Raw genomic sequence first — 13,443 nt, 5'->3', positions numbered from 1 at the left:
ACACGTCCGGCTTACACCGGATGCGCTCTGCCTCTCCGGCATGAATGCCGGAGTCTCCTGCGCAAGACCTGATGAAGATAGAAACTGTTACTTCGACAGGTTGGCGTGTTTCCCTGCGCCGTTTTTGGGAATTGATTGCAGATCAGCGCCCTTTGATTTTACTGGCCTTTTTGGCCCTTTTATTGAATTCAGGTTTGAATCTGATCGCCCCCTTTTTGATTGGCTATTCGATTGACCATTTTATTCTGAAAAAGAATTATGTCGGGCTTTTTCAAATGGGGGGAGGCCTTTTCGGTCTGTATTTGATTGCGCTAATGGCCCATTACCGGCAAATGATCTGGATGGGAACCGTAGGGCAAGAGGTTTTGTTTCGCTTACGTCATCGGGTTTTTGCAAAGATTCAAGCCCTTCCGGTGGCTTATTTTCTCAGGCACCAGACAGGGGATTTGATTTCCCGCATTAACAATGATACCGATAAGTTGAATCAGTTTCTCTCTGAAAGCCTTGTGCGTTTTCTTGGCAATTTGTTTATCATGCTGGGTGCAGGGGTCTTTGTCTTGATTCTTCAGCCCAAATTGGGTTTTGTAGCCCTTCTCCCTGCCGGCCTGCTGCTGATCTGGACCCGTGCTGTTTCTCCCTGGGTTAAAAAAACGAATGCCCTCAGCCTTCAAAAAACAGGGGCTTTGAGTGCTGAAATTCAAGAGAGTCTCAATCATTTTAAAGAAATTGTAGTTTTTGACCGCCGGGATTATTTTCAAGAGCGCTTTCAGTTTCACAATCAAGAAAATTATCAGGCGGCTTTGGGCGCAGGTTATGCCAGCAGTATTTTTACACCTGTCTATGAGTTGGTCTATCATTTGGCCCAATTGGGGGTTTTGGGGTATGGGATCTGGCTTTTGCAAAAATCAGAAATTACAGTGGGCTTGCTGATCAGCTTTTTAACCTATGTCAACCGTTTTTATGATCCTTTGCGTCAAATTGCGATGTTATGGGCTTCTTTTCAGTTGGCTTTGGCCAGTTGGGATCGGATTGCAGGGGTTTTAGATGAGCGAAGCGAACTTCCGGTTTTGGAGAAACAGCCTGTTCAAGCAAACTCAGCTTGCTTAGCCTTTCACGAGGTTTGTTTCAGCTATTCGGAAGGCCCCGAGGTTTTGCACAGAGTCAGTTTTAGACTTGAAGCAGGAAAAACCTATGCCTTTGTCGGGCCGACCGGCGGAGGGAAATCTACCACTGCTGCCTTGATGGCACGGCTTTATGACCCAGTTTCTGGCCAGGTCTTTTTTAATGGGCAGGATTTACGCAGTCTGACGGCTGAGGAGAGGAGCCAGAAAATAGGCTTTATCCTGCAAGAGCCTTTCTTATTTGAGGGGACGGTCGCTGAAAATCTGTGTATTGGGAATTTAGAGCTTCTCAAACTCAGTTCAGCTGCTTTACTTAAAAAACTTGAAGAAATGGGAATGTCTCCTTTTTTAAAGCGCTTTGAAGAAGGATTGGAAACCCCAGTTGGTGGAGATCAAAATCAAACCAGTTTGGGCCAGAAGCAGCTGTTGGCTTTTATGCGCGCGGTACTGAGGCGGCCTGAACTCTTAATCCTGGACGAGGCTACAGCCAATATTGATACGGTCAGTGAAAAGCTTTTGGAAGAAACCTTGCAAAAACTTCCCGCTACAACCACACGGGTTGTGATTGCCCATCGATTGAATACGATTGAAAGTGCTGATCAAATTTTCTTTGTCAATGCCGGTCAGATTCTTCCTGCTGGCAGTCTTGATGCCGCCGTGCGGTTATTAATGCAGCAAGAACGTCAAAGCTGATCTTTCATCAAGATTTGTATTTCAGGGGATTTCTGAAACATCCATGATTTTGAACAGCGTGCGGTTGCTATTGACTGAATTGCTGGCCATGAATCCGAATACATATTTGCCGTCGGCGCTGGCTGTGACGCGTTCCGCCCAGAGATAGGTGGGTTTTCGTAAGCGTTGGGCATGGGTCTGGCTGTCAAAGACATGGATATCAAAATGCTCATGCGAAACATACAGATATTTGCCATCGGGAGAAAAGTCCAACCCTTCTGGCGAAGCACCCAAATCAATATGATCTGTGATTTTTAGACTGACGGGATCCAGTACTTGTATACGGCTGGGGTATTTGGGATAGCTCAAGGCCAGGTATAGTTTTTTTCCATCAGGAGAAACCTTCATCTCACGCAGATTTTTGCCATAGACAGGATCAAATTTTACGTTTTTATAATCTCGTTGGTAGATCTCATCTTCAGTTAATTCTCTGAGGGTATCCAGCAAGACTTCAGTTTTATCTTCCTGACTGATATCAACGCTGTAGAGTCTTGCATCGTCAGTATTGGGAATGCCCACATAGATCGTTTTCCCATCGGGGGGCAGGCAGAGCAAACTGTGGCTGGGGACTTCCTCAGGCAGTTCCCCCTTGGGTGCGCTGGTGCTGGGTTGAATAATTTTAATTTTCTGGGTTTTATCCACATAGCTGATATACAGCCGATCCTGCCCTGCAACCATGTCAAATACTTTACCGCCTGCTGAAATGGGGGAGTGAAGTTGTGCATTTTCTACTGAGATGGGATAAATTCGGTCTGAGGCCTGGCTGGCAACATAGACCCATTTCCCATCTTTACTGACAGCCAGAGAGTCGGGATCCTGCATGACGAACAAATGAGACGCAAACTTGCCTGTGCGCAGATCCAATACATGAACCTGATCCAGAGTCTTGTCTGAAGTGAAAACATAATTTCCTGCAGAGACAATATCGCTCAGTAGTCCAGATTTGTTTTCAAAACGCATGGGGGTGGGGCTGGGCGTTGGGGTGGGCAGAGACCTCAGCGCAGGTAGAATTTCGAAGCTGAAATGTTGCTCTAAACTGGGTTGACTGGGGGCATAGGCCCGCAGTGTGATTTTTCCGATTTGCTTTAAAATCAGCTGACCATTTTGAATTTCGCCCAATTCAGGCGTCAGCACTTCCCAATTCAGGGCTTCAATTTTTTCATCTCCAGCCTGCAAATTGCCCTGAAGGATCAGGGCGGGTTCATCCAGTCGCAGGCTTTCGGGGATGCCTGTGATAATACGTAAGGATTGCGTTTGAGGAGTTGCACTGATTTGAGGACTTGGCGTTGCTATCGGCTGGGTGGGGCTGGCACTCGGAACCGCGCTGGGAACGACACTTGGACTGACGGTTGGATTGCTGCTGGGAGTGGGGGAGGGGCTGGCACCGGGGGATACGGGCACTGTCTGGCAAGCACTTAACCAAATGAAAGCCAAGAGAGGAGAATAAAGTTTCTTATGCATAACCAAGCCGCCTTTGCTGAACTTTGAATAATAGTTTACAGCTGAACAGCCAGATTTGGATTGATCTGAAACAGCTTTTTCACTTGATCCACATCAAACTGCAAGCAGGACTGAAAAAATGCAAATTTGTCCTTTAAAAACCAAGTGCTTGCCATTTCTCTGCATCCAAACGGATCAACTCACGGCCATCGGCTCGGGTTTGAATCAGGAGAGGAATCTTTTGTTGTGGTTCGGGGGGATTTGAATACAATTTTAAGGAGAAATCACGCCCGTTTTGAAGCTTGAGTTTCAGCAGATGAACTGGGCTCATTCCCGGTGAAGACGGGGGCAGGGTTTTCATTTCTAGGATAGAAGCTTCTACTTTTTCTGTTTTCACAATTTTCCCAGCCTGCATACTGCAACTCATCCAGAGCAGGAGGGGCAAAAACAAAATCGCAAAGCCTATGGCTCTGCTTTGGCGGCCCATGATTGGGAACATAAAGCGTTTCTCCTGGGAGCTATATAAGAGAGAGAACGGATTCAGTATACCGATATTTAAGCAGGCGGTAAATTTTTGAGGATTGAGAAACCCTTCTGTGGGTTTTGACGGGAAGTTAAAAATGACCATGTTTGAGAAAGATTCTGTCGGGGTATACTATAACAAGAGTGTTCAAACTAATTTTTGGAGTCAGGATATGCCCTCTGTTCAGCAAGTTCAGCAACCAGGATTACCCTTGCCCGTCTCTCCTGGCAACCAGACTACACGTCCTGTCACCTCCGCTCCCGTTCAAACCCAGACTGCAGTTACCCGGCCTGTTTCTGATAAGACTCAATTAGGCAGCCAAAAGGGTTCGGCACTTGCTGCTCTGAGTTTTTCAGAACCGGTTCCTGCCTGGAGCCAAAAACAAAAAGATGCGATTCTCGTCGGGTTTCGTGCGGGTTTGCACCTCGCTGGTATCACCCCTCAAGAAATGACGGACTTGCTTCGAAAAAATGGAATTTCTCAGCTTGAAATCAATGAACAAACCATTCAAGACCCCACCAATGCTGCTGAAATTGAAAAAATTCAAAAGGCCTTGGATGCCCGTCTGAATCATCCTGATTTACGTGCCTTGGGTCAGGCCAATAAGGTTTCTGCCGATGGACAGTTTGGCAAAAGCTCGGTGATGGCCATGGCTGCACTGAAAGCTTCTGATCGCGGTCAAGACGTAGAACTTTCAGTTTCTCCCATTCGTCAGCAAACCCGCACAGGTTGTTATCGCACCTCAGAAGCCATGTTGTTTAACGCACTCCATGGCAAAGATGGCACCCCTGATGCCTATACTGAGTTTGATGCCCGCGATCGGATTCGCGATGGCGATATGGGTAAAAATGAGTTTTATGTGGCCAGCAAAGAGAATGCCCAAGGCCGTGTAACGGTCTCTAAAAACCAAGCGACGAAAATGCTGGACCAGCTGGACGCAGAATTGAATGCCGGACGCCCGGCGATTGTGGGGGTCAGCTACCGCAAACAGGATGGAAATGAATACAATGAGGGCGTTACTGACCATTTTGTCTTAATTTCAGGGCGCGGCAAAGATCAAGCTGGCACTTTTTACACCTTTCAAGACCCTGCTGGAGGGGGAACGCATAAATTTCGTCTGGATCCTGCCACCGGACGCCTGTCTGGTAAAGGCGATATGGTCGGAACCTATGATGTGACCTTGATGCAAACGGCTGAGACCACAGACCCAGCGACGCTTGAGCGCTATCAAAAGACGGGTAAAGTGCTTTATTCTCAAGGCCAATCTCGTGCTGCCCTGGCCACGATTCAGAAACAATTGACCGCCATGGGCTTTGATACCAAGGGCACCTCTGGCGCCTATGGCAATGGAACCGCAGCTGCTGTCAGAGCCTTTCAAGAAGCTCATCAATTGCCTGTTCACGGTGGCAGTATCGATACGCATATGTTGGAGGCGCTCAATACAGCTTTTGCGGAACATCAAAAAACACATCCTCAACAGGTCATGTTTCAGCGGGGTGAATCCTCAGCCGATTTGATACCGCTGCAAAAAGCATTGACAAAATTGGGTTTTAATACCCAAGGGGTTAAAGGCTCCTTTGGCCCAGCAACTGAATCTGCGGTCAAAGCCTTTCAAACAAAATATCAGATTGAACCCACGGGTAAAATTGACAATCAAACCTGGCTCAGGATTCTGCAAGAGGCCCAGTCTTAGACCGTTCTAATTTTTTGCGTTCAGCCAGATCCTGCGCTTTGGCGATTAGCTGGTGAATGGTTCCCGGTTGAGGATCTTGGGTATCAAAAATCACGGATATCTCGCCGACTTCTATCGCCAAATACAAAGGTTTGGGGACTTCTTCAAAGAGTTCAGGGCGTTCTAAGAGCTTTTCAAGGGCATCGCCATGTACAAAACCATTGGCTGAGCGGTAAATGACTTCTGAACCTGGGCGGATATTTACGGCGTAATCCAGGTATTTTAAGAGTTTTAATGAAAGATGTTTCATTCCCTCTTTGCTGAGAAATCCCAAATGTCCATCCTGTTTCATTTTTTCAAGTATGCGCTCTTGCAAAGGGCGTTCTGTGGTCAGGGGAATCGATTGGCGGGCCGCTTCGATCTGAAGATTCAGGTTCTCACGGGTACATTGGTTCAGATAGAGTATCAGCGAACGACCATCTTCCATTTCCAGGCTGATAAAGGCTCCCTGCTGAATTTTTCGTTCATACCGTTCAGGAAAATCGTAAAAACTGTTGAGAGGAATGCCTTTGACCAAGCCGGTTTCTGTTTTGAAGATAATTTCTGAGCCCTGATGACTTTCTGCCCAATAGAGCCATTTGATGAATTGGGGTTCCAGTTGATTGCGGCTGTTTTCGTCTAGCAGCTCCAGGCTGCCTCTTTCCTCCAGTTTTTTGAGTGCAATTTTAGCCGCGTGATCCCAGCCGGAGAGATCGCCGGTGCCTTTTTCTTGAGAGGGTTTTGGGTAATCTTTTGAAAACATAGCGCCTCTGGTTTCTGCCCAGGTTAAAATGAACCTATGTATTATACTGCGAGTTTTGCTCTTTCTCTTTTGGTTTTCAGCTTTTTGTCGCTTTTTTCAATCCAAACAGCACTTGCGCGCGCATGCCCCATTCGCTTGGAGACTCGGCTTCAATTGCAATTGTTTCAGGAAAGCCTGAAAGTTTGGGAGCAACTACCGCTGGCCTTTTGGCAGGGTTTTCAGCCGGATCACTTTTATTTGGAAATGCCAGGATCCGAGTGTATCTGGGGCTCTGGGCGCGTCAATCTACCTGAAATGGCTGAAAAACTTCCCGATTTTGAAGGCCTCTTTTTATTGCCAGAAGATTTTCAATTGGCCCCTCAAGCTTCTACAGAACCCCTCTTTTGTAAGCCTTTCGGTCGTGCGTTTCAAAACTGGCTTTTAGAGCGTCAGCCTCGTCTGGCCCCGTCTGAAGACGCCATTTTCACCCAAGGCATCTACCAAAGTCCTGGCAATTGGTTGCCTGAAATGCGGGCTTTGCAAAAAGCTCTGAACAGTTCTCAGATTGAGCCACGCAGAGACTGGATCCGTGTTTTTCTAGCCGCCCGTGCCTTGCGTTTTGCTGGCAAGGAAACTGAGCGGAACCATGAAGAAAAACAAGAACTTCTTCTGGGCCTGCGATTTTGGCTCTGTGATCAGATTCAAATGGCTGCCCAAGCACATGAACTGCCCGAAGAAATTAAGTATTTGAATCCCTTTCAAAATCCTTTGCAAATACATGAGCAGCTCACAGCCGATGCTCTGCTCTTGAGTGAAGCTGAGCGTCTGGCCCACTTGGGACGCTTGCAGGTCGCGTTGATTCAAGCGGAGATTCCCGATTGGCAGAAAGCCATAGAGGAGACGGGGAGGACGCCGCAAGCGCTTTTAACAGACTTCAGTCAGTTTTCGCCTCTGCAAATAAAGCACTATATTCCACGTATTGCTGCCTTAAATCCAAGTTTGAATTTTCTACCTCAGGCTGTGCGTTTTTCTGCCCAGGATGGATTTTTGATTCAGATCGAACTTCGTCCGCAAGAGCTTGAACTTCGCCCCCTGGCATTGGTGAGCTTGAACGCCCATCAAACCCTGCTCTTGCCTGGTTCAGAAGTGAAAATTCTTCATCCCCTGCTGACCGGCCTTCTGCGTGGAAAAACGCAGATCACCCAGCTTGGAAATGGAAGGGTTCAACTGGCTTTTTATTTAACCTTGCGTTCACAGTTGAAACTGAAAAGGCGTGAAGATGGCTGTGCCGAACTTGAAATCAACACCCCCCACTTCAATCTGAGGGGGGGGTGTTTGTGGGGAAAAGAAACCTTAAGGGGTTATACTTTGGATCTGCCCTGAGCTAATCATTTTTTGTCTGAAGCTTTTGTGCTTGAGACAAAAGACTTAAAAAATCTTTGCGATAACCGTGCTGATCTTCTCCCTTTGCGCCCGAAGCCAATTTTTGACTGTCTGCCAAGCTCCAGTCGCCCTTATAGGCTGAGTTGCGCAGGACCAGGCCAAACCCAGCCACTGCAGCAGAAAAACGGAAGTCGTCAGAGGTTTGATTTAAAGCCAGGGCTGTATCTTTCACTGGTCGGGTGATCAACTCACTTTTTTCTTGGTTTGGGCGCTTATAGCGCAGTTTGAGATTTAAGAGTTCATCGCTGAATTGGGCGCTGTTTTTGATTTGGGTTTCCTGGTAACGCAAGTTTTGGCTGTTAGATTTTCCCTCTGAGGCAGGAACCAGTTCATAGAGTGCCGTTACACTGTGCCCGGCACCCAGTTCTCCCGCGTCTTTGGCATCGTTGTCAAAATCTTCTGCGCGCAGAAGCCGGTTTTCATAACCTATTAAGCGATAAGAACTGACTTTGGTGGGATTGAATTCAAGTTGCAGTTTGACGTCTTTGGCCAAGGTGAGCAAGGTGCCTCCCAGTTCTTGAACCAGGACCTTTTTTGCTTCGAGCAGGCTGTCGATATAGGCGTAGTTGCCATTGCCCGTATCCGCCAGTTTTTCCATTTTGGAATCTTTGTAATTGCCCATGCCAAAACCCAGCACGGTTAAATAGATTCCCTGTTTGCGTTTTTCTTCAATCAAGCGTGTCAGTTCACCGTCTGAGGAGGGGCCCACATTAAAATCACCATCCGTTGCCAAAATGACACGGTTATTGCCTTCTTTTTTGAAATGTTTGCGAGCTGTTTCATAGGCCAACTTGATCCCTGCCGAGCCTGCCGTGGATCCACCGGCTTGTAATTTCTCAAGCGCATCGATAATCACTTCTTTTTTGGCACCACTGGTAGGCGGTAAAACCAGTCCGGCAGCGCCTGCATAGACGGTAATAGAAACCGTATCTTCTTCGCGAAGTTCATCAATTAAGAGCCGAAGGGATTTTTTTAGGAGCGGAAGTTTATTCTCATCTTCCATTGAGCCTGAAACATCCAGCAGAAAGACCAGGTTATTGGGGGGCGTTTGTTTCAAATTCAGCCGTTTGGCCTGTAAGCCCACATGCAAAAGTTTGTGTTTGCTGTTCCAGGGGCAGGTAGAAAGTTCTGTAATCAAAGAGAAAGGGTGTTCTCCTTTGGGCTCTGGATAGTTATAGTCAAAATAATTGACCATTTCTTCTATCCGAACGGCGTCGGCGGGAGGCAGTTTTCCATTTTGAATAAAACGGCGCAAATTGCTGTATGAAGCGGTATCGACATCGATTGAAAAGGTTGAAAGCGGATTTTTTAGGGCTTCAAGAAAGGGGTTTTCGTCAATCTTGTCATATTGTTCGGTATTGAAACCTTCCCCTGCCTGGCGGATATTGGCTTCTGGAGCCGCGTCCCGATCTCTGACGAGACCCGTGGTTGCCGGTTTATTGGCATAGGCTTCTGATTTTACTTTGCGACCAGGCATGGGAGCTGCCGCTTGAAGTTTGAGTTCATCAAGCGCTTCTTCTCTGGGGGGGGGAGGGGTTTTCGCATCTTGTTTAGTCGATGCGTAGCAGGCACTTAAACTCATGGCCAATAGAATAGACAGGCTCAGTTGACGGGTTTGGATTTTCATGGGGGGTTCCTCCGAGTGTTCTTATTCGAAAGACACCCAAGACGCTGAAGATGTTCAAAAACCCGTTCAATTTTTGAATTGAATTTATTGAGAGAGCAGGTTTAAGACCAGTGGATTCAATTCTTCACGTGATTTGGCATCCATTAAGCCTGTCATGGGAAGTTTTCGACTGATTTGGAAACTGCGCACAGCGTTATAAGTATCATTATCGTAGGTTCCCGTAATTTCGGCTTTGAATCCCAACCGTTTGAGGGCTTGCTGAAGAATGCGCACCTCTGAACCGCTGCTGATTTTGCCCGGACGGTTAGAAGGGCCTAATTCAGAGCGTATTTGCCACAGATCCATCAATTCAGGAGGGGGAGGGGGAAGTTTTCCTGTTTTAACCAATTCGATTAATTGAGACTGGATTAAGCGCAGGCGGATGATTTGACTGGCTTGGGCCTGTATCCCTGTAAAACACTGAAACTCGTCAATGACTTCACGCAGAGCATCTGCGGCGTCGAGTTCTGCATAGAGTTTTTCGAGGTGCAGATTGAGCACGGCACGGGTATCGGCTTCGGCCAGGCCATTCACGGGCAAATGGTGTTCCAATTGAAAGCGGCTGAGTTCAGTAAAGGTTTGCAAATCAAAGCTGCCGTTGACTTTGACGGGGAAGCCTTCTCTTTGCAGGATTTGTTGTAAACGAATGACTTCCCACCCTTTGCTGACAATGCCCATTTGCCCCATATTGCCCAGACGTGATTGCAGGGGCTCGCGTGGATGACTGTCGCGTTCTTGAGGGGGGGCCTGGGTTTCTTCTGGTTCTAAGACTTGTTGGGTCACGGTCAGCAATTGTTGTATTAATTCCCAGACCAATTGTTTCAGGCTTTCAGTGAGGTCTTGGGCTAAGCTTAGACTGAGATTTTCAATGACCTGCAAGAGTTGCTCGGTGGCTTTTTCTTCAGCCAAAACGATCTTTGCGATTGGGTTGAGTGTCTCGCGGGTATTGGCTTCTACGGATCCTGTCACAGGCAGTTTGCGGCTGCTCTGAAAGGTTCTGACGGCTGCGTAGGTATTGCGATCATAGGCTCCTGTAATCTGAACGGTAAAGCCCAATTTGATCAGAATTTTTTGCAGTAAGCTGATTTCATCCCCTTCGCTGACCTTGGTTTGGTCTTGTTCCTGCCCAAGGTCAGATTGCAATTCTGTGGGATTTTGAACAGATACAGGTTTGCTGGGGCCAAGTGTTTCTTCACTGCTTTCAAGGGTTGTATTTTGTGCCTGGTCCATGCGGGCGCGCAAGGCCTGGAGTTTGGTATTGCGCGGGTGGATTTGAATGCCGGCCTGAACAAAGCGAAAGGCACTGACCCGATCCCCACCCGACCAGGAAATTTGAGCCAGGGCGGCAAAAGGTTCACTCAGTTCATGGGCATGTTCGCGCAAAACTTCCTGGTAAAGCTCAATCGCTCTGACAACCAGGCCGCGATTGCCTTTCATTGAGCGTGCGGTTTGCAGAATTTTGCGGGCATCTGCGCATTTCTGACGGGCTTTGTTTAAATCAGCCATGGCTGCGGGGCTCGCGCTTTTTCACCGAAAGGGTGAGTTGAAAACGCGCAACGGGTTCTTGCGGACGATCTTCGGGAACAAAAGCTTCAACGGTGACGGTACAGTTTTGTCTTTCACCAGTGCGCAGAGCTGTATTCATCATTTCACGCACTTCCAGCCCGTCTTCACAAACAAACCAGGTATCCCCTTCTGCGCGACGTAAAAATTCAGCTTGAAAATCTTTAAAGACAATCGAAATCGGCCATTTTTCTTCATAGACAATTTTCATCGCCATGAAGCCACCTGCACAGTCTGCTCCTGCAGCCAAGGCGCCAAAATACATGGAATTCAGGTGGTTTTTGCTGCGCCAGCTCAAGGGGATTTTGATAATACATTTTTTATCGGTGAGTGCAATCACGCGGGGTTGTAGAAAAAACAGCATGGGCACCTTGCTCAGGCCGAAAAGTGTAATAAAAGTATTCTCTATAAAATAGGCGGGCAAATAGTTGCGCAGAGATTGAAACCAATTTTGATTTTGCAGAGCAGCAAGCATCCAACAGACTCCTTTGTCGCATTACAGGATTCTGATTATTCCTGATTGGCATTTTACCATGAGAAATAAACTGTGAAATCGATTGTAAGTATCTGATTTAAGTACATGGTTTTGATTTCACTGTTTTTCTGTTCGGTTTTTTATAATTGAATAGTTACAAAAAGAAGGCTTTTTCGACCGTTTGAAAGGGTCTGTCAAATCTGGGCATAAAAGTAGCTTTTATGCTGTTTTAGCACGGTTGAATCTGGAACCTTTTGCTTGGTTTTGACGTCCCAGTTATTTTAAATAAATATTGCATTAGATTTAATTGAAAATTAAAGACAGATGCTTGCTGGTTCAGTTATCATGATGGTAGCAATGGTTGCCAGGAATAATCAGTTCAATGTTTCAGTTTAATTTCAACTTTAGTCAGTTCCGACTCCAATAAATTTAATACAATTAAATAATGAAAAATAAAATTGTTTCAACCCTACAAAACACGATTCGTAAAGCTGACTCAACTGATCGAACTCGGGTTTTGATTCTCGAAGATGATGAAATCAGTGCTGCTTTGATTGCCCGTGTTCTTCAAAATGAATCCGTAGAAGTTCAATGGATTACAGATTCTGAAAGTTGTTTTATGGCGATTGATATTTTCAAACCCCATATCCTGATTTCAGATATCTTACTTGATGAAAGTTCTTTAAATGGAATTGAAGTTTGTCAAAGGGTCAAAACAATCAGCCCTCAGATTCTAGTAATGTTAATTTCGGGCATTTCGGATACCTTTGAAATTGTTTCGGGTTTAGAAGCTGGAGCTGAAGATTATATTGTCAAGCCGATTGAGCCTGCTCAACTGCGTGCCCGTTTTCGGGTTCTCTTGCGCCGTCTGGCCCAGGATAATAATTCAAGTGATCAAGCCATGGTCTCAGGCAAATTTTCGCTTAATTTTCAAAAGCGCAAAGTCTTTTGGGCCGGTGTTGAAATCGATATGCGCCGTCGGGAATTTGATTTATTGGCCTATTTGGTCAAACATTCGGGCCGGGTGATTACCCGAGATGAATTATTGGAATTTGTTTGGTCAGATCCTCAGGTGGGGGGGCGTACCGTTGACACCCATATTCAACGCCTGCGGCGTAAACTGAATAAAATCACTGAGGGTGAGGAGTTGATTGAAACCTCCAGGGGTATTGGCTATTTCTTTAAGGGACAGGTTGAAATTCATTGAGTTTGGAGAATTGACGATAGAATCTGTGTTTTTGTCAATCTTTTATTGGTTGCCCTGCGTCGTATAGCCCAGTTGTGCTGCTGTTTGAGCGTAATTTGCTAAGCTGAAACCCTTTAATTCAGCTGCCGAGCTAAAAGAGGCTCCTGATTCGAGTAAATTGCGTAAGTTTTCTTTCATTGTTTCTTTGAAATAAGGGTGCTCCTGTTTGAGTTCCCCTTTTGCTTCCAGGCTTTTCAGTTGTTTGGCAAAAGCGCTGTCTCCTAAACCATAGAGCAAACTCGTGAGGGCGACGGCATGGGCCGAACTGTTGCGTAAATCCAGTTCCTTAGAAAAGAGCAAGAGTTTATCCAAAGCATTTGCGTCCCCGTTCAAGGCTTTCTGATACAATTCCTGATACGCTAACCCTTTTGTTTCTGCGAATTTGAGCAGATCTTCCCAACAACAATACATTATTTCAGATTTTAACTGTATTTTTGTGCCTGGAGGCATCGAACTTCCACTGTTCTGAGATTCTGATTCAGAAGCACAGGCTCCAAGTACCAGCAGGCAAGATGCTCCCAAAAGGGCGATGCATATTTTTAAATTGAGTTTTTTATTCATAGGGCTTGTCATATTCCTATCAGAGTATAACAACAGCCTGTAAAGATGCCAATCATTAAGGCCTGAACCTGTATTTTTTTGCAATAACTTATTCAGCGCAAGGCAGCGAGCAGGGTATTGGGGATCTCCATCAGGGGAATGGCTTTTTCAGCAGCCCCCAATCTCATGGCTACTTCAGGCATGCCATAAATCACACAGGTCTCCGCGTTCTGGGCAAAGG

12 protein-coding genes are annotated in these 13,443 nt (G+C 46.4%); 4 read left to right on the top strand and 8 right to left on the bottom strand.

The features are described from left to right. Positions 1–71 precede the first annotated feature (71 nt). Entirely contained in the window at positions 72–1,814 is a 1,743-nt protein-coding gene (locus COW20_06290) for a multidrug ABC transporter (GenBank protein PIW49330.1), read from the top strand. A gap of 21 nt (positions 1,815–1,835) precedes the next feature. On the opposite strand, the gene COW20_06285 is transcribed toward COW20_06290, so the two are convergent. Both COW20_06285 and COW20_06280 read right to left on the bottom strand, forming a co-directional pair. Beyond that, positions 1,836–3,314, bottom strand: coding sequence for a hypothetical protein (locus COW20_06285; GenBank protein ID PIW49329.1), 1,479 nt, complete (start codon positions 3,312–3,314; stop codon positions 1,836–1,838). Positions 3,315–3,447: 133 nt separating this feature from the next. Continuing rightward, positions 3,448–3,780, bottom strand: a complete 333-nt coding sequence (locus COW20_06280; protein PIW49328.1) for a hypothetical protein — start codon at positions 3,778–3,780, stop codon at positions 3,448–3,450. A gap of 109 nt (positions 3,781–3,889) precedes the next feature. Between COW20_06280 and COW20_06275 the strand changes: the two genes are divergently transcribed. Next, positions 3,890–5,509, top strand: coding sequence for a hypothetical protein (locus COW20_06275; protein ID PIW49327.1), 1,620 nt, complete (start codon positions 3,890–3,892; stop codon positions 5,507–5,509). Here COW20_06275 and COW20_06270 read toward each other — a convergent pair. Further along, the gene (locus COW20_06270; protein PIW49326.1) at positions 5,481–6,290 is read right to left on the bottom strand and encodes a hypothetical protein; all 810 of its coding nucleotides are present in this window, start codon (positions 6,288–6,290) and stop codon (positions 5,481–5,483) included. The two genes, COW20_06275 and COW20_06270, sit on opposite strands and share 29 nt — an antisense overlap. 36 nt (positions 6,291–6,326) lie before the next feature. Here COW20_06270 and COW20_06265 point away from each other — a divergent pair, with 36 nt between their 5' ends. Then, complete coding sequence (locus COW20_06265; protein PIW49325.1) at positions 6,327–7,652, top strand: hypothetical protein; 1,326 nt, start codon at positions 6,327–6,329, stop codon at positions 7,650–7,652. A gap of 1 nt (position 7,653) precedes the next feature. Here the strand turns inward: COW20_06265 and COW20_06260 are convergent, their stop codons facing one another. From COW20_06260 to COW20_06250, 3 genes are all read right to left on the bottom strand, one after another. Continuing rightward, complete coding sequence (locus tag COW20_06260; protein ID PIW49324.1) at positions 7,654–9,339, bottom strand: hypothetical protein; 1,686 nt, start codon at positions 9,337–9,339, stop codon at positions 7,654–7,656. Between the two features lie 84 nt (positions 9,340–9,423). Beyond that, complete coding sequence (locus COW20_06255; protein ID PIW49323.1) at positions 9,424–10,884, bottom strand: hypothetical protein; 1,461 nt, start codon at positions 10,882–10,884, stop codon at positions 9,424–9,426. Beyond that, the gene (locus COW20_06250; GenBank protein ID PIW49322.1) at positions 10,877–11,416 is read right to left on the bottom strand and encodes a DUF4442 domain-containing protein; all 540 of its coding nucleotides are present in this window, start codon (positions 11,414–11,416) and stop codon (positions 10,877–10,879) included. Before COW20_06250 ends, COW20_06255 begins: the two co-directional genes overlap by 8 nt. Positions 11,417–11,861: 445 nt before the next feature. Here COW20_06250 and COW20_06245 point away from each other — a divergent pair, with 445 nt between their 5' ends. After that, positions 11,862–12,623 (top strand): DNA-binding response regulator, encoded by a 762-nt coding sequence (locus COW20_06245; GenBank protein ID PIW49321.1) that lies wholly within the window; start codon positions 11,862–11,864, stop codon positions 12,621–12,623. 42 nt (positions 12,624–12,665) lie between these two features. Here COW20_06245 and COW20_06240 read toward each other — a convergent pair whose 3' ends face one another. Next, positions 12,666–13,223, bottom strand: coding sequence for a hypothetical protein (locus tag COW20_06240; GenBank protein PIW49320.1), 558 nt, complete (start codon positions 13,221–13,223; stop codon positions 12,666–12,668). A gap of 92 nt (positions 13,224–13,315) precedes the next feature. Further along, a partial coding sequence (locus COW20_06235; protein ID PIW49319.1) for a chemotaxis response regulator protein-glutamate methylesterase occupies positions 13,316–13,443 on the bottom strand: 128 nt, incomplete at its 5' end.

It is taken from the genome of bacterium (Candidatus Blackallbacteria) CG13_big_fil_rev_8_21_14_2_50_49_14 (assembly GCA_002783405.1).
In the GTDB taxonomy this organism is placed as follows: domain Bacteria; phylum Cyanobacteriota; class Sericytochromatia; order UBA7694; family UBA7694.
This window is presented reverse-complemented; position numbering and strand designations above follow the sequence as displayed.